Here is a 23,053-nt window from a genome sequence, read left to right as displayed (position 1 = left end):
TGGGTGGGTGCTGGTGGCGGTGACGGGGTTCGACGAGAGCGAGCGGCGGATCTGGGCGGGACGGGCCGCGGCGTACGCAGGGACCTTCGCCAAGCTGTGCGCTCATACGGTGCCCTGGTTGCTCGATGCCGCCGAGGTAGGGCCGGACGTGCGGGTGCTGGATGTCGGGACCGGGCCGGGCACGGTCGCCGTGGCCGCGTGCGCCCGAGGCGCAAGGGTCACAGCCGTCGACGCGGAGCCCAGCATGGTCGAGCTGGCCAGGCGTTCGGGGGCCGCGGTTGAGGTGCAGGTCGCTGCCCTGCCCGAGCTTCCCTTCGGTGATGGGGAGTTCGATGCTGTCGTCTGCAACTTTGTTCTGAACCACGTGGGACAGCCCAGGGCCGCGCTGACCGAGCTACGCCGCGTCGTGCGCACTGATGGGTGGATCGCGCTGACGATCTGGCCGTCGGCGGCAGCAGCGGGGCAGGCCCTGCTCGGTCGTGCGATCCAGGCCGCGGGCGCGGTGCGGCCGGCCCACCCGTCCCCGCTCGCTCCCGAGGACGATTTCCCTCGTGACGAGAGCGGTCTGACTGATCTGCTCTCGTCAGCGGGCCTGCGTAACGCCGCCTGCGAGACGCTCCGGTGGGACCACCGAGCCAGCGCCGAGGAATGGTGGAGCGGTCCCGAGGCCGGCGTCGCGTTCACTGGGCAGCTTGTGCAGAGCCAGACCCCCAGGACACGCGCCGCGATCAAGAACTACTTCGACACGTTCAGCGTGGAGTTCGCTGATGCGGACGGCCTGCTGACACTGCCGCACGCGGCCCTGCTCGCCCGGGCCCGCCGATAGTCCTTGCTGCTTCCGCCGGCAGTCACTCGCGATCTTCCACTATCCGTTGCGGCACCGTTACGCAGCGGCGGAACTCTGGTCATACTGGTCTGCAACGGTCAAAGGGGTCAAACCCGCAGCACTCGCCCCTGCAGCACCAGGAGGTCCCGTGTTCCGATCGACCACTGTGCCCGCAGACGCTGGTTCGGCATCGTCGCCGCGACCCTGAGCGCCGTCATCGCGTCGGTGAGCCTGGCTCCCCCGGCCGCCGCGACGCCGCGCAACGTTCCCAGCAAGTCGACCGCCCAGGCCGAGCTGAACGCGCTGACGGTGGCCTCCGAAGGCTCCATGACCGGCTACTCGCGCGACCTGTTCCCGCACTGGATCACGATCTCCGGCACCTGCAACACCCGCGAGACCGTCCTCAAGCGGGACGGCAGCAACGTCGTCGTCGACGGCTCCTGCTACGCGACCTCCGGCAGTTGGTACAGCCCGTACGACGGGGCCACGTGGTACAGCCCCACCGACGTGGACATCGACCATGTGGTGCCCCTCGCCGAGGCCTGGCGGTCTGGCGCCAGCGGCTGGACCACCAGCCGGCGGCAGGCGTTCGCCAACGATCTGACGTACCCACAACTCATCGCGGTCACCGACAACGTCAACCAGGCGAAGGGCGACAACGACCCGGCCAGCTGGAAGCCGCCACGCACGTCCTACTACTGCACCTATTCGAAGATGTGGATCCGGGTGAAGTACCACTGGTCCCTCAAGCTGCAGTCCTCTGAGAAGTCCGCGCTCCAGTCGATGCTCAACTCCTGCTCGTACTGACAGGATCCGGCCCAACCACGCGCCGGATGGGGATGAGACTCACTCGACGAGACGTCAAAGCAAGCTTGCGAGCAGTCCGTCGAGGGAGCCTCGTCCCCATCCGCGGTGCCCACCTCGGGGGTGTGGTGTGCCATCCTGTTCGCCGACGGCACGGAGGAACCCGGTGCGAATCCGGGGCGGTCCCGCCACTGTCACCAGGTAGCGTCCCTTCGAGCTTGTAGCCACGGCCGCACAGGCGGCTGGAAGGCGAAGGGCGCGCGACGATCTGGGAGCCAGGACACTCCGGCCGTCGGCTTATCCATCCAGGGCGAGGACTCCCGTGAAGGATGTGATGTCGCGCGTGCCGTGACGTCGCTCGTCCGTGGCTTCGTGGAGGTAGTCACGTGACTCCGCTCGAGCTGACCGTGCGCGCGATCAGACCTCTCGACTCCGGCGCGGTCGCCGACGCGCGGGCCCGGCAGGAGAGCCTGGTCAAACCGCCGGGTGCGTTGGGCGTCGTGGAGGACATCGGCGTACGACTTGCCGGACTGGCCGGCCGCTGCCCACCGCCGATCCCCGAGCCGGCCGGGCTCGCCGTCTTCGCCGGTGACCATGGTGTGCACCGCCAAGCCGTGTCGTCCTGGCCGCAGGAGATCACCGCGGCAATGGTCGCGACGTTCCTGTCCGGCGGAGCGGTCGTCAACGCGCTGACCCGGCAGGCCGGAGCCCGGCTCCGGGTGGTCGACGTGGGTGTCGATGCCGACCTCGACCCCGCGCCCGGTCTCGTGTCGCGCAAGGTCCGGCGTGGGACGCGGGATCTCAGCACCGAGCCCGCGATGAGCCGAGCCGAGGCCGTCCAGGCGATCGAGGTCGGCATCGAGACCGCCTCCGACCTGGTGGCCGAAGGGTGCCGCTGTCTGGTGACGGGTGACATGGGAATCGCCAACACCACGCCGTCGGCAGCGATGATCGCCGCCTTCACCGGAGCCAGCGTCGAGGACGTGACGGGCCGCGGCGCGGGCATCGACGATGCCACCTGGGCGCACAAGGTCGACGTCGTACGCCGGGCCATGGACCTGCACCGGCCCGACCGGGGCGACCCGCTCGGCGTCCTCGCGGCGGTTGGTGGGCTGGAGCACGCCGCCACGGTTGGGTTCCTGCTGGGCGCGGCGGCGGCACGGGTGCCAGTGGTGCTGGACGGCGTGGTCGCCGGTGCGGCCGCCCTGGCGGCGGTGGCGCTCGCGCCAGATGCGCGCGACGCCTTCCTCGCCGGTCACCTGTCGACCGAACCCGGCGCCGGGCTGGCCCTGTCGGCCCTTGGGCTGCGGCCGATCCTCGACCTGGACCTGCGGTTGGGTGAGGGATCCGGCGGTGTTCTCGCCCTGCCCGTCATCGGCGCCGCGGCCCGGGTCCTGCGCGAGGTCGCCGCGCTGGCTGACGTTCAGACTCCGAGCGCCGCGCCGTCCCGGCCGCGGTCTCGACCCCGGCGGGTCCTCGTCCTGGGCGGTGCGCGGTCGGGCAAGTCCACGACCGCGGAACGCCTCGTCAAGGATCCCCTGTCGGCGCCGGTCACCTATCTCGCCACCGGTCCCCAGCCCACGCCGGACGACCCGGAATGGGAGGAACGCGTACGCCTCCATCGCGCGCGTCGCCCAGCACACTGGACGACGGTGGAGACCCGCGACCTGGTGGCGCATCTGGACGCGGACGGGCCAGAGCCCCTCCTCATCGACTGCCTGTCGACCTGGTTGACCAGCGTGATGGACGCTCACGGGCTGTGGGACCAGAAGCCGGACGCCGAGGAGGCCGTCGCCGCCGAGGTCGACGCGCTCGTCGCGAGCTGGCGGACGACCACGCGGTCCGTCGTCGCGGTCAGCAACGAGGTCGGGTCCGGGGTCGTACCCGCCACCTGGTCGGGCCGGGTGTTCCGTGACCAGCTCGGCGTCCTCAACTCCCGGCTCGCGTCGGACTCCGACGAGGTGTGGTTGACGACCGCCGGGATCGCGCAGCGACTCCGATGAGGCAGGTCGACGGATCGGTACGCCGCGGCGCCGGACTGGGCGTGTCCGTGACGATGTTCACGGCCCTGCCGTTCCCCGGCGGCCATCACCCACTCGACCGGCGTATGACGGCGCGGGCCGTCCTGTGGCTGCCGTTCGTCGGCGCCTGCCTCGGCCTCCTCGCGGCCCTGCCGTGGTGGGCCGTGAGCAGCCTGGCGCCCGGGACGCCCGGTGCGCTGCTGGGCGCCACCCTGGCGGTCGGGATCCTGGCTGTCGCCACCCGCGGCCTGCACCTGGACGGTCTCGCGGACACCATCGACGGGCTGGGCAGCGCGGCGCCGCCCGACCGCGCGCTGGAGATCATGCGGAAGTCCGACATCGGGCCGTTCGGGGTGATCGCGGTCCTCCTCGTCCTGCTCGTCAAGGTGACCGCACTCGCCGCCACGATTGGGCCCGACGGCCCAGCCGGTGCTGGTGCCCTCACGGGCGGCCTCGCTCTCGTCCTCGGCGAACTCCTCGGGCGGTTCGGGGTGGTCCTCGCGGCCGGACGTGACGTTCCCGTCGCCCGCCCGGACGGGTTCGGTGCGTTGGTGGCCGGGACGACCCGGCGGCCGGCGCAGGTCGCGTGGCTGCTCGCGGCGATCCTGCTCGCCGCGAGCCCGCTCCTGTGGGGTACGCCGCGGCTCGCCGGCCAGCTGGTCGCGGCGGTCCTGGTGGGTTCGGCGGTCGCCGTCCTCTGGCGGCGCCGGGTGGTCCGGCGAATCGGTGGAGTCACCGGCGACGTCTTCGGTTCCATCGTCGAACTCACGTCGACCGCCGTCCTGCTGACCATCGCCCTCACCGGCTGAGAACGAAAGGAGGCGCTGCCATGGGACAGCCCAGCGGGACCAACGGGACCAACGTCGTGGCCCTGCGGCCGCGGTCGGTCGTGGCGCTCTGCCTCGCCTCGGCGGTCGGCGTCGTCGGGTTCGGTTGGCCGTTCCTCACGCCGGAGCCGAGCACGCTCGGCGAGCATGTGGGCGACGCGCCGTACCTCTTCGTCGCGGTGCTCACCCTGGTGATCGCGGTCGTCGCCGCCGAGCTGTCCGAAGGCGGGATGGACGTGAAGGCGGTGGCGATGCTCGGGGTCCTCGCTGCCGTCGGCGCCGGCCTGCAGATCCTCAGCCCGGGCGCTGGCGGGTTCGACCCGGCGTTCTTCGTGCTGGTACTCGCGGGCCGGGTCTTCGGTCCGGGCTTCGGCTTCGCGCTGGGGGTCGTGCTGCTGTTCGCGAACGCTCTCCTCACGGGCGGGGTCGGGCCATGGATGCCGTTCCAGATGATCGGACTGGCCTGGGTCGGACTCGGCGCCGGTTGCCTTCCCCGCTGCTCGGGGCGGGTCGAGCGCGTGATCCTCGCGGTGTACGCGGGCCTCACCGGGTTCGCCTACGGCGCATTGCTCAACCTGTGGTTCTGGCCGGTCGCGGCGTACCTACCGCCGGGGTCGTCGTACGTGCCGGGCGCGCCACTGCTCACCAACCTCAGCCACTACGCCGCGTTCTACGCCACGACCTCGCTCGGCTGGGACACCGCCCGCGCCCTGCTCAATGCCACGCTCGTCCTCGTGGCGGGGCGGCCGATTCTGCTGGCTCTGCGCCGGGCCGCCCGCCGGGCCGCGTTCGGAGCAGCGGTCACCCTCGAGCTGGATCCCGGCGATGCCAGGCCGCCAGCAGCTCGGTCTCCTCAGCTGCCGTGAGGCCACAGCGGAGCGCGTCACGGCCGGACGAGCGGACCCAGGCAAGGGTGTCGCGGGCCGTCTCCTCCAGCGGGCGCGCTGACAGGCCCGCCGCCTGCGCCGGGCTGACGTCGCGGGTCATGAACCCCGCGTACTCCGGAAGCGGCAACCACAACGGCACTGAACGCGGCCCGGACCAGGGGTTGACCTTCTCGGCGGTGAGGAACTCCTGGTCGACCCAGGTCAGGGCCGGCTGCTGCCCACCCACCGCGGCACCAATCCTGGTCAGGATTTCGCCCCGCGACCTCGGCGGGTACGTCGCGTCGTACGTGCCGGTGAGGCGGGTCTCCGCGGCGTCCACGATCCAGTTCGCAAGGTCGCGTACGTCCACGAACTGCACCGAATCCTCCGGCGCGCCCGGCGCTGCCACCTCACCACCCCGCGCCAGCCGCACCGGCCAGTAGGTGAACCGGTCACTCGGGTCACCCGGACCGACGATGAGGCCGGCGCGGACGACGAATGCCCTGTCACCCACGGCGTCGGCGACGGCGTTCTCGCAGGCGACCTTGGCCGCGCCGTAGTTTTCCGCATCGTCTTCGTCCGCGTCTGCCGGCAGCGCCTCCCGCAGGATCGCCGTGTCACCGTGCTGCCCGGGCGTGCTGTCGTCGGCGTAGACGTTCATCGTCGACACGAAGGTCCAGTGCACGCTGCCAGCGGCGAACGCCGCGAGGGCCCGGCGCACCTGAGTGGGCTGGCGGGCCACGTCGAACACCGCGTCGAAACTCTGCCCAGCCAGCGCCGTGAGCCCCTCGGGGTCATCTCGATCAACGCGTACGAACGACGCGCCGGCCGGCGGCTCGCCGCTGCTCCCCCGCGCCGCGCAGGTCACCTCGTGTCCGCGGGCAACGGCTTCGGCCGCGACGGCCTTGGAGAGAAAGATGGTTCCACCGAGAACGAGTATGCGCATGGCGACCTTCCGGCTGGTCCGGGATTTCTGGGCTGGAAGCACACTCGCGGGTGTCGTCGCCGGCTGGCCAGTAGATTGCGCCGACAGCGAGAAAGTTGCGCCAGCAGCGAACTCGAACGCAACGGCCGGCGGGGCCGCGCGAGCCGGGTCAGCGCGGCTTGACCACCTCGGTCTGCCGGGCCCGCTCGCCCGTGCGGTCGGCTGTGCCCACATCTGCCCGGGCCTGGCCCACAAAGTCATTCTTCGCACGTTGTACGCCGGCCAGCTCACCGCCGATCAGGTCCACGAACCAGCAGTCGGCGGCGTACCAGACCTGCGGGGGTGCGAGGAGCCGGACCATCTCGCGCGCCTCCACCAGCTCGTCCCGGACGCGCCCCTGGCGAGCGGTCGCGGCCAGCAGCGCCTGCTCCACGTCGTCATCCGGGTCGGGCACCCCTTCCCGTCGCCGGGTCAGGAGCTCGACGTCGTGCCGAGTGGTGCGGACCTCCCCGACGGCCTGTTCGTACTGCCAGGCCAGGCTCATGAAGCGGGCGTACGCCTGCTGTCGCTCGGCCAGAGCCGACATCCGCCGCCGGTCCCTCGCCTCGGCCTCCCATGCCTGGCGCTGCTCGGTGGCCTGCTGATCGAGCAGCCTCAGCATCTGCTTGTTGCTTCTCCGCACGCTGAGTCCCTGCGCGATCATCGCGACGAGCGCACCGGCGAGAACGCCAACGGCGACGAGCAGGATCCGTTGGACGGTCGGACTGAGCGCGTTCCACCACGCCATAGCACCCACCATGCCGCTCATGGACGGCACAGGAGAGAAATCCGCCAACGATCTCGACTCTTTTACCGCCGCCCGGTTGCCGACGTCGACTGAATCACCTCATGAACGGCACACAAAGGGAATTAATCAGAACTCTTGCTAGACAGTTACCCATAATGCTGGGCAGCCTACGAATATGGGCCAGCGCAACCAGCGCCGGCTGGAGCGGGTATCGAGCGTTGCCAGGACCTTGAATACCTGCGGTGGAGGGTGGAGGGTTCTTTTAAGGGCTTCGTGCCGGCAAGCCCACGTTGGCGCGGCGCCGAGTGAGCTGTCACCACGGAGGAGAGGTGGCGATGGCTGACGGGCGAGCATACGACCAAGACCGGCCCGAGCGTGCCTCACCTTCCCGGCAGGGAACGCCGGGCGCCGCGGACGCGATGGCTGTTTCGCGTACGGCGATGGACCAACTTTCGATGCTCACCGGCCGACCGACGGAGGGCATTTCCCGGCTGGAGCAGGCCGACGATGGCTGGCATTTCCAGATCGAGGTCGTCGAGTTGGAACGCGTACCAGACTCGACGAGCGTGCTTGCGAGTTATGAGGCCAAGACCGACGACAGCGGGAATGTTGTCTCCTACAAACGCACCCGCCGATACACCCGCAACCAGGCAGGTGAACTGTGACCAGCAGACCCAGTTACCGCAGCAGCGATATGGTCCCGGTCTCGCGGTCGACAGATTCGCTGGCGGACATCCTTGAGCGGGTACTCGACAAGGGTGTCGTCATTGCTGGCGACATCATGGTGAATGTTCTCGACATCGAACTCCTCACTCTCAAAATCAGGCTCCTGATCGCATCTGTCGACACCGCCCGGGATATGGGTATTGACTGGTGGAGGTCCGACCCCTTCCTTACCGGCAACAACGCGCTCGAACGGGAGAACCGCGAACTCCGGGGCCGGGTCGAACGCCTGGAGCAGCTCGTCCAGCGCGCTGGACTGCCGGCTGAGGAGATCGAGCGCGAGTACGCCAGGGAGCGGGCTGAGCTCGAGGGAATGTCTGACGACCGGTACGCGACCCGTGCGCATGCCCGAGAACGCTCCCCTCGCGGTGAGGAGGGCCGGCGATGACAGGCCAGCCGGCTCGTCGATCCGCTCCAGGGCCGACGCCGGAAGCGGTGGCCTCGCTACTCGCCGAGGCCGACCGCGAGGCCCGCGCCATCGTCCGCAAGGAACTCGTGGGTCAACTCGTGGAGCGGTACCGCGCCGCCATGCGGGCGCAGGTGGGCGCGCCGGCCGCGGTGGCTCAGCCGCCCGCCGCCGAGCCGATGACCGCTGAGGCAGCGAAGACCGAGCCGGAGCTGGCCGGGCCGGAGCTGGCCGGGCCGGAGCTGGCCGGGCCGGAGCTGGCCGGGCCGGAGCTGGCCGGGCCGGAGCTGGCCGGGCCGGAGATACCCGAACCTCGGCCGGCGGAGCCGGAGACGGCCTGGTATCTGTACGCCATCGTCGCGGCGGACGCGGGCCAGGACCTACCCCCTCTGGTCGGTGTCGAGGAGCGGCCGGTGGAATTGGTCTCCACCGAGAATCTGTGCGCGGTCACCGCCGAGGTGCCTCTGGCCGGCTTCCGTACCGGCGGCGAGGAGCCTGACCTGACTCCCGAAGGTTGGCTTCCGCGGGCGGTCCGCGCGCACGAACGCGTGATCGAGCAACTCTGCACGCTCACGACCGCGCTGCCGTTCCGCTTCGGTGCGCTCTATCCGAGTCGCGGCCAGGTGCGGGCCGTGCTGGACAGCCATGCGGACCAACTCACCGCCGAGCTTCGGCGCCTCGACGGAACCGCCGAGTGGGGCGTGAAGGTACGCACGCGCGAGGAGTCGACGGGCCGGGGGCACCCCACTGCCGGCGAGGTGACCGGCGGGACCGCCTGGATGCGCCAACGCCGGGACGCCGCCGCAGCACGGGAACGCGCGCGCCACGCACGTGCGGAGACCGCGGCCGACGTCAAGCAGGCCTTGACGACCTACGCACGGGAGACCGTGGTCCGCGCGGCCTCGCGGCCCGACGAGCCAACGGCGCTGGTCTTCGACGCCGTGTATCTCATACCTCGGTCGGCGGAGCGGGACTTCCATGAAGCGATCCGCTCCACGAGCGCGCGCTACACCGACGAAGGCCTGCGGTTCGAGGTGACCGGACCGTGGCCGCCCTACCACTTCGTACGACTGCCCACCGACAAGCCGACCGGTCAGCAGACCGAGCCGTCCAGCGCCGGCTCAGCCACGAGGTACCCCGAACCCGAGGAGAACCCGGGTGACCCGTGCGGCCGGACGACGGTGGAGGACGCGGCCCACCAGGCAACCCGGCAGGGGGCGCGGCCATGAGCGAGCGAACCATCAAGCACAGCGCCACGCCCGCGGCGAAGCGAGGACGCGCATGAGTGAACGCCGCCTCGCGCTGGACGACGGGTCGCTGGTGGACGTCCTCGACCGGCTGCTCGACGCCGGGGCGTACGTCGACGGCACGGTGCTGATCACGCTGGCCGACGTGGACCTCGTCCGGCTGGACCTGCGGGTGCTGCTGGCCTCGATCGAAACGTTGCGGCGCGACGTGTCCCCGCCGGAGGCGGTCGAAAGAGGGCGCCCGGCCGCCAACCCCGCACCAGCGATCGAGGACACCCGCGGCCAAGCCGGCATCGGGTCAAAGCCCCATCACAAGGCCGGACCGTCGACGACCTACACCCGGGCCTCAGCACGAGCTCCAACGCCGTATCCACGAATCCACGCCGGATCGGAGTTCCGCGAGACCGGAGCCGCTGGATCCGGTACGTCAGCTGGGATCGCCGGCCTGGTCGTCGCGGTCGTGGACATCCTGCGGAAGTTGTTGGAACGCCAGGCACTGCGGCGCATGGACGCCGGCAGCCTGACCGACGACCAGGTGGAACGCCTCGGGCGGGCGCTCATGGCTCTGGAACAGCAGACGTCAGAACTCGCGACGTTCGTCCGGGGCCTCCAGAAATACCCGTCACCGCCCAGCGCCGGCCGACTCCCCTGGCAGCGACCTGAGCCGGTAGTCGCGGAAACGAACGCCCCACAAGAAGGCACGATGCGAGAAAGAAGAGATCCACCATGACATTGCAGCCGTCGAGTGGCGTCGCGCCTGCTCCCAGGTCGAGCAGCCTGTACGACGTACTCGAGCTGATCCTCGACAAGGGCCTGGTGATCGACGCGTACATCCGGGTCTCCCTTGTCGGCATCGAACTCCTGACGATTGACGCGCGCATCGTGGTGGCGAGCGTTGACACCTATCTTCGCTTCGCCGAGGCCGTGAACCGCCTCGACCTCACCCAGCAGAAGACCTCCGAGACCTTGCCGGAACTGGTGGGAGACCTGGCCGAGAAGGGCGCCAAAGGAAAGACCGAAGGCGCGCTGGAAGGCGTCGCCGAAAAGTCGAAGAGCGCGCTGGAAGGCGCCACGGAGAAGTTCACCGAAGCGTTCCTCCGCGGTCGAGAGGGCGAAGCCGAGCGGGCGGAATCCCCTCACCGTTCCCGCGGCGTCGGTCGCCAGCGGTCGGGTGAGGAGGAGGACCGCTGATGAGCGTCGAGCAGCCGAACGAGCCGGTCTACGTGTACGGCGTGGTCGCGGCGAACCGCGCGTACGAGGTGGAAGGAGTCGTCGGCGTCGGTGAACCCGCCCGCCCGGCCCGTCTACTCGAAGCCGACCGGGTGACCGCGGTGGTCAGTGACACGCCGCCGGGACTTCGGGCCAAGCGCCGGGACCTGCTGGCGCACCAGCACGTCCTTGACGAGCTTGGTCGGCAGGGCACGGTCGTACCCATGAGGTTCGGTGTGGTCGCCCGCGACGAAACCAGCCTGCGTGATGAGTTGGTCCGCGACAACGAGGCCTACCTCGCCCTACTCGCCGAGGTCGAGAACCGCCTTGAGTACAACGTCAAAGCATTCGCCGACGAGGACGAACTGATCAGTGAGGTCGCCGAAACCGATCCGACAGTTCGTGAACTCCGGCAACGAAGTTCCGCGTCCGCCACGGTCGAGGACCAGGTGCGGTTGGGCGAAGCGGTCGCGGCCGCGCTCGAAACCCGCCAGGAGGCGCTCGCCGAACCCGTGCTGGAAACGCTGCGGCCGTTCGCCGTGCGCAGTGTGATCGGCCCTCAGGTGCAGGACTGTGCTGTCAACGTGAGCTTTCTCGTCAATCGTGGCGACGCGTCGGAGTTTCTCTCCGTGGCGGAGAAGCTTGGCGAGCGGCTCCAACCGCGGGTTCGGCTGCGGCTCACCGGGCCGCTGCCGCCGTACAGCTTCGTGCAGTCGCCGCAGGGGTGAACGCGCATGGGTCTGGTAACGGGACTGCTTACTCTGCCGCTCGCGCCGGTACGCGGCACCGCGTGGATGATGCGGCAGCTCATCGACGTGGCGGAGCGGGAGTGGTACGACCCTGAGCGCGTCCGGGCCGAACTCCAGGCGTTGTCACAGGCATTCGAGAATGGCGAATTAACACCAGAAGAGTTCGACGCCGAGGAAGACGCGTTACTTGATCGGCTCGAGGAGGCCCAGCGTCGCGCGGAAGGTGTCTAGGGCATTTTCCACCTCGGCGAAGGAGGGAACGAACGATGAAAAGTTCGACGAAGATCACCCTCGCGATCGTCGGCGGGTATGTCCTGGGCCGGCGCAAGAAGGCCAAACTGGCCCTCGCGCTGGGTTCGTGGTTGGTGGGAAAACGAATGGATGCCCGCGCGTTGGCCCGAGATGCGGCGGGCCGGCTCGCCGCATCTCCGGAGGCTGCCCGGCTGCGCGACGAGTTGACAGAGGCGGGCCGGTCGACGGCGGTTGCCGTCCTCACCAGTCCGCTCAACAAACTGGCCGACAACCTGCATGAGCGCACGGCCGCGCTCACCGGTGCCGGCGAACGCGAAGAAGCCGAACGCAAGGAACGGGAGGAACACGAGGAACGCGAGCGGCCCGAACGTGAGGAGAGGGAACGCGAGCCGGAGTACGCGCGCGAAGAAGAGGAAGAGGAGCGCGAGCCTGCCTACGCGGGCGGGCGCCCAATCGGCGAGCAGTACGGCGGCGAACACGACGAAGGCAACCCTGACGACGAGCGCCTGGGACGCCGCGACCGCCGCCGTGAGTCAGCGCGGGCGGTCCGCCACACCAGAGGCCGCGGTCGCGGCTGACCGAGAGTTCGTACGTGACGGAAATGGAGGGAGGCCCGGGGATGAGCCAGACGACGAGCCGGCCACAGCGCGAGTCGGTCACCATGGGCGATGTGACCAAAGGGCTGCGGGAAGCGGCAGCGAAGAACCCTGCGACGCAGCGACTTGTCGAGGAGGCCCAGGCCTATCTCGTCGCCCAGGTGGAACACAGACTGACCAACCTGGGTGGCAGGCTGGGCGCCATCACACGAAAGGCCAGCGGGGTGGTGGAAGAAGTCGCTGAAGCCGGTCCCGGTGGCTTCCTGGGCCGGGCGGCGAAAGAGGTCGTCGGCGGGGCGAGCCCACCGGTCGCGGCGACCAAGGCCGGGTTGAAGGGGATCACTGAGAAGGTGAAGTCCGCGTTCAAACGGGGCGGGAAGGCCGGCGGCGGAAAGTCGATGAACATCATTGAGGACGTCGATGTCGGAGTTCCCCTGCGGGTGGCGTACAACCACTGGACGAAGTTCTCAGAATTCCCGCGCTGGTCGAAGGCCACCCAGAGCGTCGATCAGGAGGACCCGACAAAGAGCAGTTGGAAAGCGAAGATCGCCTTCTCCAACCGCAACTGGAAGGCCACCACCATGGAGCAGATCCCGGACGAGCGCATCGCGTGGCGTTCCGAAGGACAAACGATCGTGAATGGTGTTGTCACCTTCCATCCACTCGAGGACAACCTCACCAAGGTTCTGGTCGTCCTCGAATACGTTCCGCACGGCTTCTTCGAGAAGACCGCGAACCTGTGGCGAGCGCAGGGTCGCAGGGCGCGCCTCGACATCAAGTTGTTCCGTCGCTACGTGATGATGCAGGCCGACCCCGAGGAAGAAGGCTGGCGGGGCGAGATCAGGGAGGGTGAGATCGTCCGCGAGCACGACGAGGTGATGCGAGAAGAGGAAGAGCGCGAACGCGGCGAGGGGCTGGAACGCGAGGAAGCCGAACGCCGTCGGGTCCCCGAACAAAAACGCGAGCCCGAAGCGGAACGCGCACGCGAGCGGCAACCCGAACGCGCTACACCGGGCCGACGGCGGTGACGCGGACGACGGCACTGCCGGCCTCGTCGGAGGCGGCCAGATCGACTTCGGCGCTGATGCCCCAGTCGTGGTCGCTGGCCGGATCGTCGAAGATCTGGCGTACCAACCACCGGTCCGCCTGGGTGTCGATCATCAGCATCGCCGGGCCGCGCGCGTCCGGACCGGTGCCGATGGCGTCGTACTCCTCGAAGTACGCCTGGAGAGCCGCGGCCCAGGCGTCCGCATCCCAGCCGGCTTCCGCGTCGAGCTCGCCGAGTTGGTCGTAGCGACGCAGCGCGGCGAGTTCGACGCGCCGGAACATCGCGTTGCGCACCAACACCCGGAACGCCCGCTTGTTGGCAGTGAGTGCGGTCGGGCGATCTTCGGCGGCTCTGACTGCGGCGGGGTCGTCTGTGGGGTTACGCAGCCGCTCCCACTCGTCGAGCAGGCTCGAATCGACCTGGCGTACCAACTCGCCAAGCCATTCGATCAGGTCGGTGAGTTCCTCGGTCCTGGCCTCTTCGGGAACGGTCTGCCGCAGCGCCTTGTAGGCATCGGCGAGATAACGCAGGACCAGCCCTTCCGACCGGGTGAGTCCGTAGAAACCGACGTACTCCACGAAGGTCATCGCCTGCTCGTACATGTCGCGGACCACCGACTTCGGCGCCAGCTGGTGGTCGGCGACCCACGGGTGGCCGCGGCGATACATCTCGTACGCCGCCTCGAGCAACTCCTCCAGCGGCTTGGGATGCGTGACCTCCTCGAGCAGCTCCATCCGCTCGTCGTACTCGATGCCGTCGGCCTTCATCGCCGCGATCGCCTCGCCCCGTGCCTTGTGCTGCTGGGCGAACAGGACCTGCCGCGGATTGTCGAGGGTGGACTCGATGACCGACACGACGTCCAGGGCGTACGTCGGCGACTCCCGGTCGAGCAGCTCGATCGCGGCCAGCGCCAGCGGTGACAGGGGTTGGTTGAGCGCGAAGTCGAACTGCAGGTCGACGGTCAGGCGGACCCGCCTGCCCTCCTCGTCCGGCTCGGCCAGCCGCTCGACCACTCCCCCGGCGAGCAGCGCGCGGTAGATCGCGATCGCCCGGCGGATGAGCCGGCGCCGCGCGGCGGGGTCCTCGTGATTGTCTGTGAGGAGGCGGCGCATCGCCTCGAACGCGTCACCGGGCCGCCCGATCACGTTCAGCAGCATCGCGTGGCTGACCGCGAAGCTCGACGTCAGCGTCTCGGGCTCCGCCTCGACCAGCCGCTCGAACGTCGGCCGGCCCCAGCCGATCGAACCCTCCGGCGGCTTCTTGCGGACCACCCGGCGCCGCTTCTTCGGATCGTCCCCGGCCTTGGCCAGAGCCTTTTCGTTCTCGACCACGTGCTCGGGCGCCTGGACGACGACCTGGCCGAGCGTGTCGAAGCCGGCCCGCCCGGCCCGCCCGGCGATCTGGTGGAACTCCCGGGCCCTGAGCAGGCGGGTCTTGACACCGTCGTACTTCGACAAGCCGGTGAACAGCACCGTGCGGATGGGTACGTTGATGCCCACGCCGAGGGTGTCGGTGCCGCAGATGACCTTCAACAGGCCTGCCTGCGCGAGGGTTTCGACGAGCCGGCGGTACCTCGGGAGCATCCCGGCGTGGTGGACGCCGATGCCGTGGCGGACCAGCCGCGAGAGGGTCCGGCCGAATCCCGCGGTGAACCTGAAGTTGCCGATCGTCTCGGCGATCTTGTCCTTCTCCGCGCGGGTGGAGACGTTCAGACTCATCAACGCCTGCGCGCGTTCGAGTGCCGCCGCCTGGGTGAAGTGCACGACATAGACCGGCGCCTGGTGGGTGGTGAGCAGCTCCTGGAGCGTCTCGTGCAGCGGGGTGGTGACGTAGGAGAAGAGCAACGGCACCGGGCGTTCGGCGGAATGCACCACCGCGGTCGGCCGGCCGGTCCGCCGGGTGAGGTCCGCCTCGAACCTCGAGACGTCCCCCAGCGTCGCCGACATGAGCAGGAACTGCGCCTGCGGAAGCTCGAGTAGCGGCACCTGCCAGGCCCAACCCCGGTCAGGCTCGGCGTAGAAGTGGAACTCGTCCATCACGACCTGGCCGACGTCGGCCCGGTCGCCGCTGCGCAAGGCGATGTTGGCGAGGATCTCCGCAGTGCAGCAGATGATCGGAGCGTCCGCGTTGACACCCGCGTCGCCCGTCATCATGCCGACCCTCGCCGGCCCGAACATCTCACACAGGGCGAAGAACTTCTCCGACACCAGCGCCTTGATCGGCGCGGTGTAGTAGGTGCGCTGGCCGTGCGCGAGGGCGGTGAAGTGAGCGCCAGCGGCGACGAGGCTCTTGCCGGACCCGGTGGGGGTGCTGAGGATCACGTTGGCGCCCGACACGATCTCGATGAGCGCTTCCTGCTGGTGCGGGTAGAGCGCGAGCCCCTGCCGCTCCGCCCAGGCGGAGAAGGCGTCATAGAGGGAGTCGGCGTCTGGCTCGGCGGTGTCGGGGAACGCGTCGGCAAGTGTCATGGCCGTTCCATCGTGCCGTACGCCGCCGGTTTCGCGACGGCCACCCTGGTCGCCCTACCCCTGGGAACGTGACCAGGTGATCCATCCGCCGATCGGCCGGCCACTTCGCCTGACGTTCCCGGCTCCTCAGCCCATCGGCCGATGTCCCGCCAGCGCCTTCTGCCCAAGGCTGGAGGAACCCACTCGGCTCACAGGGAAAGGACATTCATGCGCTTCTACCGCAAGCCGTTGCGAACGATGGTCGCCGCGGGTGTGGTCCTGCTCGCCTTCGTCGCGCCGGCGGCCGCCCAGGCATCAGGTCCTGAACGCCTGGACGCCGCGAAGCTGCAAGCCGCACTTGACGGTGTGCACCGGGCCGGCATTCACGGTGCGATCTCGCGACTCGACCAAGGCCACGGGACCTGGCGGGGCGCCTCCGGAGTCGCCGACCTGGTAACGAGCCGGCCGGTGCGTCCCCATTTCCAGCATCGGATCGGAAGCGTCACCAAGGCGTTCACCGCGGTCGCCGTACTCCAGCAGGTCGGACTGGGGGGGATCGACCTCGACGCTCCCATCGGCCGCTATCTGCCCGACCTGGTGCCGGGTGAGCGCGGGCAGAGGGTCACAGTCCGCATGCTGCTGGAGCACACCAGCGGGATCGGCAACTACATCGCGCCGCTGTTTCCAAGCATGCCCGACTCACTCGCGAGTGTGGACGCGTACCGCTTCCGTTCACTGTCGGCCCGCGACCTCGCGCTGACCGGTCTGGCGGAGCCGCCCACCGGCGAGCCAGGAGCCGCTGAGGCGTACTCCAACACCAACTACGTGCTGGCCGGGCTGATCCTGGAACGCGTCACCGGCCAACCGGCGCAGGAGTACATCACCCGGAACGTCATCGAGCGCGCCGGCCTGCGCGCGACGTACTTCCCGGGCAACGACCCGTCGATGCGAGGGCCACACTCCAAGGCCTATCTCACGCTGGCGAGCGGTGAGTCCGGGGAGTACAGCATCTACAACATGACCTGGGGCGGCACCGCCGGCGCGCTCGTGTCCACGGCCGACGACCTGGCGGGGTTCGCCCGGGCGCTGCTCGGCGGGCGTCTCCTACCACCCGAACAGCTGGCGGAGATGAAGGCGCGGACGGTCACCATCGACCCGATCGACCTCGCCGGCTGCCAGACCTGGATGACCGCGGGCACCGTCATGGGCATGGAGACCGTGGTGCTCGCGAGCGACGATGGCCGCCGGGTCCTCGTCTACGAGGCCAACACGACCGACCAGCGCCCCGAGCGGGCCGAGGCGATCCAGGCGGCTCTCCTCACGTTCATCCGTACCGCCGGTGAGCAGGGGCTCTGCCACTGAGCGGACGAACGACAGACAGCGGCTGGCTCGCAGGCGGCGTGCCCGGCCTTGTGGCGGGGCACGGCGGTGCGGTTTCTCGGGTCGGCGTAGTGGCTAGATCGTGGGCGTGGGCAACATCCTCGTCGGCACCGCTTCCTGGACTGACAAAACGCTGCTCGAATCCGGGTGGTATCCGGGCGACGTCGACACTCCGGAGAAAAGGCTGCGCTACTACGCCGAGAAGTTCCCCGTCGTCGAGGTCGATTCGACCTATTACACCCCGCCCACTGAACGCAACAGTTCCCTGTGGGCCAGCCGTACTCCCGAGAACTTCACGTTCAATATCAAGGCGTTCTCCCTTCTCACGCTGCATCCCACCCGGCCGGGGGCGCTTTACAAGGATCTCCGGATCGAGACGGACAAGACGAACATCTATCTCAAGGACCTGGCCTCCACGGCGGTCGACGCGGTGTGGGAACGTTTCCTCGGCGCCCTCGAACCCCTGTATGACGCGGGAAAGCTTGGCGTGCTGCTCTTTCAGTTCCCGCCGTGGTTCTCGATCAGCAGGCAGAACAAGGAGTACATCCTGCGGGCCAAGGAACGCTGCACGCCGTACCAGATCTGCGTGGAGTTCCGTAACTTCAGCTGGCTGTCCGACCGGAACCGCGAGGAGACGTTGGACTTTCTCCGGTCGTACGCCGTACCCCTCTCCTGCGTCGACATGCCACAGGGATATCGCAGCTCGGTGCCGCCGGTGCTCGCGACCACGGCCGACCTGGCGGTGCTGCGATTTCACGGGCACAGCGACAAATGGACGAGCCACAACATCTACGAACGCTTCGGCTACCACTATTCGGAGGCCGAGCTCCACGAGTGGGCACCGAAAGTCCGCCAACTCGCCGACGAGGTGCGTACCACTCACGTGATCATGAACAACTGCTACCGGAACTACGCCCAGACCAACGCCGAGCAGTTGACGCAGATCCTTCACGCCGCCCGTCCCCGGCCGTGAGCAGGTCGTCCCGGTGTGCGGAATAGCACCGCCGCGCGTGAACAAGGTCTGGCGGTGACACGCACCGACGCCGTACGGTAACGCAAATGGTGGTAGATCAGCGGCGGGGGCTGCGCACCTGGCGACTGTGGTCGCTCTCGGTGCCGGCGATCACGTACCTTCTCCTAGTTGACGCGGTAGCGCTCGCCTCCTGCGTCGCGCTCGCCCTGAGCGGGCCGCCGCGGGTCAGCGAGATCGGTACAGCTGTCACCTTGTGCCTGTGTGCCGTGATCGGCACGGAGGGAGCACGCCGGGTCGAGCGTCGCCGACGCCGCGGTGGCGCGCTGCACAAGGACCTCCAGCCGGTGTGGATGCTGGCCGCCGCGGTCGTCCTCAACCCCGCCACGGCCCTGGCCTGCGTCCTCGTGATGCGGGTGTGGTGGCGGATCCGCGCGAGCCGGTGCATACCGCATCGCTGGGTGTTCAGCACCGCAGTCGCCCTCCTCTCCACCGCCGCGGCGCACGGCGTCTACGACACCCTGCGCGAAACTCTGCTCGACGCGCGATGGTCGGCGGCAGCCTCGGTCATGGCCGCGGTGGTGTCGGCGGCCGTCACCTTCATCGCGATCGACACGCTCGTGTGCGCGATCGCGATCCGGCTGCTCGTGCCAGGGAGCACGCCCCGGCAGATGTTCGGCGAGCCGCCCGAGTTGGCCGTCGACGCCGTGGCAGGCGGGCTTGGATGTCTCGTGGCAGCCGCCTCGATGGTGAGCCCCTGGATCGCGCTGCTCGCCATTCCCATCACCCTGACCGGCCAGCGGGCGCTCCTGCTGGACCAGCTCGAGACCGAGGCCAACACCGACGGCAAGACCGAGCTGGCGAGCTTCCCGTGGTGGCGCCAGGAGGTCGAGGACCGGCTCGCCCGCGCCCGGCGGAGGAGCGAACGCTTCGGCATCCTGCTCGGCGACCTCGACCACTTCAAGCGAATCAACGACACCCACGGCCACCTCATCGGCGACCAGGCCCTGCACGCGATCGCGGGACGGATGCGGGCCGCGATCCGGGCCGAGGATCTCGCCGGGCGGTTCGGTGGCGAGGAGTTCGTGATCGGGATGCCCTGCGTCGACGCCAGCGATGCGGTCGGCGCCGCTCAACGGTTGCGTACGGCGATATCCGGGGATCCGCTGGCGGTGTCCACCGATGACGGTGCGAAGAGTACGCCTGGCACGTCCGCCATCATCCGGCTGACCATGTCGATTGGGGTCGCGGTGTTCCCGGAAGACGGCGCGACCCTCGACGAACTCCTCGAGCACGCCGACCGCGCTCTCTATGCGGCCAAGGCCGCCGGTCGGGACAGGGTGTCGCGTGGGGAGGTCATCTTCAGTCCGGCGGGGGTAGGGGATGAAGCGGGAGCCGCACCGGTACTCGATCCCGCACTCGGTCCCGCGGTCGGTCCCGCACTCGATCCAGGCGCCGGACCCGGGGCCGACGTCGGGGCCGGGGCCGCATCGGCGCCGGCCAGCGTTCCGGCGAGCCGCACACCATAAGCCGGTCTCGCACGCCACTGGCCTGGAGGCCTCCTCAAAGCCCATGGTCTCGCGTTGGTTGACGATGACCGACTCTCGGATCGAACCTCGCATCCGCAGTACCTCAGTAAGATCGTGAAAACTCAAGGGGGTCATAGCACCCCAAAAGCTTCACAATCTGAGATGACCAGGCCATCACGAGGCTGCCAGAGGGTTCACCAGGCTCCTACGCCTGGCGAATCCACCCTGGCGATAACTCGTGCCGACCAGGCCCGTCGCCGCGAGGTACGGCTCAGGGCATGACCTGGAGTTCGGCGAGGCTCGCGTCACCGCGACGCCAGGTGCCGACGTGCAGCGAGACGTACCTCCCGGTTGTCCCGCTCGTGAAGGGCTTCCAGGTAACACCATCGTCGGAGACCTCGACGGTGTACGACGGAACGGCGCCCGAGGTCCAGCGCGGCGTCACCGTGCGGATCTGGTTCGCCGAGCCGAGGTTCACCACGATCCGGCGGTCGGAGGCCCCCGGCGTCCAAGCTGTCGCGGGGTTCGCGTCCACAGCACGGTCGGGGTCGGTCATTCCCACGGGCAGTGGTGAGCTGGGGTAGGTGATCCGGTCGCGGGCGAGGTCGGCCGTCGGCGTGCGCACTCCGACGGTGAAGGTGACCGGAACGACCTGTCCGGGGCGTACCCTCACCGAACGGCTCTCACCCGTCACGATCGACGTCAGGCGTACCACCGCCGCCGTGGGACCAGGATTGCGGACCGTCGCGTTATGCGAGTCGCCGACCTCGATCTCCAACCCAGTAAGGGAATCGTTGCTCGACACCTCGAACCGCGGGAGTTCGACGCCGGCCGAGCCGGCGGCGAGTGAGACGGCGTACGACAGGCCGTCGCGGGTCAGCGTCTGCGCACCCCGGTAGACGACCCGCTTCGATCCCGCCTGCGGCACTGTCAAGCCCACCTTGTCAAGCGGCGCATCACCGAGATTGAAGACCGAGAGGTACGCGGAGTTCAGCGCGGCCCGCAGCGCCGCGGGACCGCCAGAGGGCTGGGGTGCTCGCGAAAGCCGCGCCGTCTCCTCAGGCGACTGCGCCGGGTAGCCCTGCACCACCATGCCGGCCGAGCCCACCGCCGGACCGTGAGACAGCGCCACCGCGGTAGGCGCCACGCCGATCGGGTTCGTCGAACCAGAGATCACGAAACCCGCTCGCCCGTCGACGTTGAGCCAGTCACCGTCGAGCGTCGTCCAGCGCGGGACGCCGGCCACCGTCTTCCACGTCTGGCCGTCGAGTGATGCCTCGATGCGGTAGTTGAACGGCCAGGCGTCTTCCTGCCAGTGGATCTTCACCCGGTCGACGTCAGCCTCCGCACCGAGATCGACCGCCCACCAGCCTTTCATCGTGGGGCGTTCCTGGGCGGAGTTGGCCCAGCGGGTGGCGTGGTCGCCGTCCACCGCCTTGTCTGGTGTGCTGCTGGCACCGAAGCTGGTCGAGGCGGTCGCCGGCTTCGCCAACGCGAGGTTGACATCGCCATCCGAGCCGTACGCCTCGAACTCATACATCGAGTAACCCCACTGGGACTGCGCCTGGACACCGACCATGCGCAGATGCCGCGCCCGGGTGGCGGGGAACTCCAACGTCTCCGTCCCGCCCCTACCGTGGTTGTCCGCCGCCAACGTCACGCTCCCCGCGGCCGTTGTAAAGGTACGGTTGCCATCGAGGCCCGGCATCCCCGGCATGCTGAGGTTGAACAATCGCAGGTATCCCTCGTCGTCGCCGGTTCCCGTGGTGGCGTACGCGATCGTCCCGTCGGGCAGGGTGGTGAATCCGGCGTACGACGAACCCCGCCGCACCACCGTGGCGGTCGCGTCGATGCCGTCCCGCACCTTCGTGTAGGTGCGGGAAGTGAAGGAGTCCGGCGTCGCGACGGACGGCAGGAAGGACGGCGACTTGCTGGCAGGGTTGACGAACCAGTCGTCATGGTTGGGCAGGAACGCGAACTTCGTGTAGCCCGGCTTGGTCGTCGGGATGGCGAGCGACCTCGACGTCTGGTGGGCGACGTAGCCCGGCACCGCACCGAAGTCAGTGACACCCGACACCCGGGAGAAGTACTCCGCCTCGCTCACCGGACGGACGTCGCCGGCGAGCCGGTCGCGCCAGTAGTGCAGCAGATAGGCGTACGCCACCTCGGCCCGCGCCTCGGTTTCGTACTTCGTTCCCTCGTTGGACTTCACCAGTCGGCCCACCGGCGGCCAGGCGACGTACGCCGGCAGGCTGGCGGCGAGCATCCGCTCCGCGCGCGCGGCAAGCCGGTCGCCGTTCACCATCGCGCGGAACGTGAGCGGTATCAGGCTCCTGCCGTACAGATGCTGGCGGTCGGCGATCATGTGCTCGACGGGTACGCCTGCGGACGTACCCAATCGGTTGAGCACCTCAGTCAACTCGTCGTTGTTGGGCAGCGTGATCTGGCTCTGCGGCACGCGTTGACCGGTCAGGAGGTAACGCACGACATTGCGGCCCGGATACGTACTGGCCGACTGTTGGTACATGCCGTTCCACGTGTCGTGGTTTTCGGACGTGAACGTGTCGAAGACGTTCTGCGCGGTGTTCCATTCCTGGACGGGACGGCCCGCGACGACCGCCGGATTGACGCGGTCGGCGACCGGGAGGCCCGGCATGTTGAGCGTCCAACGATCAAGCCATTCCCGCCAGCGCGGCGCGTCCGGATCGTTCGGAAGATAGGCGTCGGCGGCCGACAACATCATCGTGCGGGCGCCCATCTCCTCCAGCTTGGTGTCCTTCAGATATCCGCCAGCGAGTCCGTTGGTCGTCCCGCCCTCCCGGCTCGGGTCCGTCGGATTAGCGCCGACGTCAGCGAGGTACGTCGCCTCGCCGCGGGTCATCGTGTCGACGTTCGCGCGGGTCGTCGCGTCGAGCTCATCCCACATCAGGTGCGCGGCGTCGGCGAGGTAGGCCTCCATTGTCGCGTCCCAGTAGATCCGCGCTCCCCAGGTGCCGTTCACCGGGTCGACGAACCTGTTGCGGGCAACAGCTTTGGCGATGCTGCGCACGGTGTGCTCGCGCAAGGTCGCCTTGTCAACGCCGGCGACCGTCGCGTCGTACGTACCGAACTTCAGCAGGACCGCATTGCCAAGCGTGCCCACGACGTCCCAGCTCTCGATGCCATACGACCCGAGCTCGGCGTTCCAGGTGCTCTCCTGGAATCGGGTGTTCTGCAGGAGCAGCTGGTAGTAGGCCCTCGCGAGTGCGTCCTCTGAGCCGGCGGGCAGGCCGGTATCCCCGCGCGCGGGAGCCTGCACCGTCGAGACGAGGAGCACACCGAACAGGAGCAGAGGCAACGCCGCACGCAGATGACGCAACACCGCGGACTCCTCACACCGGAGAAAGTGCCTGTGGTCAGTGGCGCGCCCGACCCTAATCGATAAATATGACTTGTTGAAGG

21 protein-coding genes and 1 riboswitch are annotated in these 23,053 nt (G+C 68.9%); of the genes, 17 read left to right on the top strand and 4 right to left on the bottom strand.

The genetic code is table 11. The features are described 5' to 3' along the window. Positions 1-7 precede the first annotated feature (7 nt). From B141_RS0112270 to B141_RS0112250, 5 genes are all read left to right on the top strand, one after another. Positions 8-826 carry a class I SAM-dependent methyltransferase gene (locus B141_RS0112270; protein WP_020575464.1) on the top strand — a complete coding sequence of 273 codons (819 nt, stop codon included), beginning with the start codon at positions 8-10 and terminating at the stop codon, positions 824-826. A gap of 225 nt (positions 827-1,051) precedes the next feature. Next, positions 1,052-1,633 (top strand): HNH endonuclease family protein, encoded by a 582-nt coding sequence (locus B141_RS0112265; protein WP_237742685.1) that lies wholly within the window; start codon positions 1,052-1,054, stop codon positions 1,631-1,633. A 129-nt stretch (positions 1,634-1,762) separates the two neighbouring features. Beyond that, a riboswitch (cobalamin riboswitch) is annotated at positions 1,763-1,938 on the top strand. Positions 1,939-2,016: 78 nt separating this feature from the next. Next, positions 2,017-3,633, top strand: coding sequence for a nicotinate-nucleotide--dimethylbenzimidazole phosphoribosyltransferase (gene cobT / locus B141_RS46770; protein ID WP_020575461.1), 1,617 nt, complete (start codon positions 2,017-2,019; stop codon positions 3,631-3,633). Next, positions 3,630-4,460: an adenosylcobinamide-GDP ribazoletransferase gene (locus B141_RS0112255; protein ID WP_063828599.1), complete on the top strand. Its 831-nt coding sequence runs from the start codon at positions 3,630-3,632 to the stop codon at positions 4,458-4,460. Before cobT ends, B141_RS0112255 begins: the two co-directional genes overlap by 4 nt. A 20-nt stretch (positions 4,461-4,480) precedes the next feature. Continuing rightward, complete coding sequence (locus B141_RS0112250) at positions 4,481-5,344, top strand: ECF transporter S component (RefSeq protein WP_020575459.1); 864 nt, start codon at positions 4,481-4,483, stop codon at positions 5,342-5,344. Here B141_RS0112250 and B141_RS0112245 read toward each other — a convergent pair. Both B141_RS0112245 and B141_RS0112240 read right to left on the bottom strand, forming a co-directional pair. Continuing rightward, on the bottom strand, positions 5,280-6,290 hold the full coding sequence (locus B141_RS0112245; RefSeq protein ID WP_020575458.1) for an NAD-dependent epimerase/dehydratase family protein: 1,011 nt from the start codon (positions 6,288-6,290) through the stop codon (positions 5,280-5,282). The genes B141_RS0112250 and B141_RS0112245 overlap by 65 nt on opposite strands. A gap of 148 nt (positions 6,291-6,438) precedes the next feature. After that, positions 6,439-7,077: a hypothetical protein gene (locus tag B141_RS0112240; RefSeq protein WP_157180964.1), complete on the bottom strand. Its 639-nt coding sequence runs from the start codon at positions 7,075-7,077 to the stop codon at positions 6,439-6,441. A gap of 314 nt (positions 7,078-7,391) precedes the next feature. On the opposite strand from B141_RS0112240, the gene B141_RS40305 reads away from it, so the two are divergent. The 9 genes from B141_RS40305 to B141_RS40280 are packed head-to-tail and all read left to right on the top strand — an operon-like array spanning position 7,392 to position 13,266. Beyond that, a complete protein-coding gene (locus B141_RS40305; RefSeq protein ID WP_020575456.1) occupies positions 7,392-7,721 on the top strand; it encodes a gas vesicle protein GvpO in 330 nt (109 codons plus the stop codon). Further along, positions 7,718-8,167, top strand: a complete 450-nt coding sequence (locus tag B141_RS47355) for a gas vesicle protein (RefSeq protein ID WP_237742684.1) — start codon at positions 7,718-7,720, stop codon at positions 8,165-8,167. Before B141_RS40305 ends, B141_RS47355 begins: the two co-directional genes overlap by 4 nt. After that, positions 8,164-9,414: a GvpL/GvpF family gas vesicle protein gene (locus B141_RS45540; protein ID WP_084678256.1), complete on the top strand. Its 1,251-nt coding sequence runs from the start codon at positions 8,164-8,166 to the stop codon at positions 9,412-9,414. The genes B141_RS47355 and B141_RS45540 overlap by 4 nt, the downstream gene beginning before the upstream one ends. Before the next feature lie 52 nt (positions 9,415-9,466). Next, on the top strand, positions 9,467-10,162 hold the full coding sequence (gene gvpJ / locus B141_RS50665) for a gas vesicle protein GvpJ (RefSeq protein WP_020575453.1): 696 nt from the start codon (positions 9,467-9,469) through the stop codon (positions 10,160-10,162). Continuing rightward, positions 10,159-10,623, top strand: coding sequence for a gas vesicle structural protein GvpA (locus B141_RS0112215; RefSeq protein ID WP_020575452.1), 465 nt, complete (start codon positions 10,159-10,161; stop codon positions 10,621-10,623). The genes gvpJ and B141_RS0112215 overlap by 4 nt, the downstream gene beginning before the upstream one ends. After that, complete coding sequence (locus tag B141_RS0112210) at positions 10,623-11,369, top strand: GvpL/GvpF family gas vesicle protein (protein ID WP_020575451.1); 747 nt, start codon at positions 10,623-10,625, stop codon at positions 11,367-11,369. Before B141_RS0112215 ends, B141_RS0112210 begins: the two co-directional genes overlap by 1 nt. Positions 11,370-11,375: 6 nt before the next feature. Then, the gene (locus B141_RS0112205; protein ID WP_020575450.1) at positions 11,376-11,621 is read left to right on the top strand and encodes a gas vesicle protein GvpG; all 246 of its coding nucleotides are present in this window, start codon (positions 11,376-11,378) and stop codon (positions 11,619-11,621) included. Between the two features lie 35 nt (positions 11,622-11,656). Continuing rightward, positions 11,657-12,220, top strand: a complete 564-nt coding sequence (locus B141_RS40285) for a hypothetical protein (RefSeq protein ID WP_051114048.1) — start codon at positions 11,657-11,659, stop codon at positions 12,218-12,220. A gap of 41 nt (positions 12,221-12,261) precedes the next feature. After that, positions 12,262-13,266 (top strand): SRPBCC family protein, encoded by a 1,005-nt coding sequence (locus B141_RS40280; RefSeq protein ID WP_020575449.1) that lies wholly within the window; start codon positions 12,262-12,264, stop codon positions 13,264-13,266. On the opposite strand, the gene B141_RS0112190 is transcribed toward B141_RS40280, so the two are convergent. After that, a complete protein-coding gene (locus B141_RS0112190; RefSeq protein ID WP_020575448.1) occupies positions 13,244-15,754 on the bottom strand; it encodes a DEAD/DEAH box helicase in 2,511 nt (836 codons plus the stop codon). The genes B141_RS40280 and B141_RS0112190 overlap by 23 nt on opposite strands. 207 nt (positions 15,755-15,961) lie before the next feature. Here B141_RS0112190 and B141_RS0112185 point away from each other — a divergent pair, with 207 nt between their 5' ends. The 3 genes from B141_RS0112185 to B141_RS0112175 all read left to right on the top strand — a co-directional run bounded on the left by B141_RS0112185 (position 15,962) and on the right by B141_RS0112175 (position 19,612). Then, positions 15,962-17,095: a serine hydrolase domain-containing protein gene (locus B141_RS0112185; RefSeq protein ID WP_020575447.1), complete on the top strand. Its 1,134-nt coding sequence runs from the start codon at positions 15,962-15,964 to the stop codon at positions 17,093-17,095. A 106-nt stretch (positions 17,096-17,201) separates the two neighbouring features. Further along, on the top strand, positions 17,202-18,086 hold the full coding sequence (locus tag B141_RS0112180; RefSeq protein WP_020575446.1) for a DUF72 domain-containing protein: 885 nt from the start codon (positions 17,202-17,204) through the stop codon (positions 18,084-18,086). An 86-nt stretch (positions 18,087-18,172) separates the two neighbouring features. Next, on the top strand, positions 18,173-19,612 hold the full coding sequence (locus B141_RS0112175) for a GGDEF domain-containing protein (protein ID WP_020575445.1): 1,440 nt from the start codon (positions 18,173-18,175) through the stop codon (positions 19,610-19,612). A gap of 271 nt (positions 19,613-19,883) precedes the next feature. Here the strand turns inward: B141_RS0112175 and B141_RS40275 are convergent, their stop codons facing one another. After that, positions 19,884-22,973 carry a discoidin domain-containing protein gene (locus tag B141_RS40275; protein ID WP_020575444.1) on the bottom strand — a complete coding sequence of 1,030 codons (3,090 nt, stop codon included), beginning with the start codon at positions 22,971-22,973 and terminating at the stop codon, positions 19,884-19,886. Positions 22,974-23,053 lie beyond the last annotated feature (80 nt).

The organism is Actinopolymorpha alba DSM 45243, assembly GCF_000373925.1.
Taxonomy (GTDB): domain Bacteria; phylum Actinomycetota; class Actinomycetes; order Propionibacteriales; family Actinopolymorphaceae; genus Actinopolymorpha; species Actinopolymorpha alba.
Note: the sequence above shows the minus strand (reverse complement) of the source record. Positions and strands in the feature narration are given on the sequence as shown.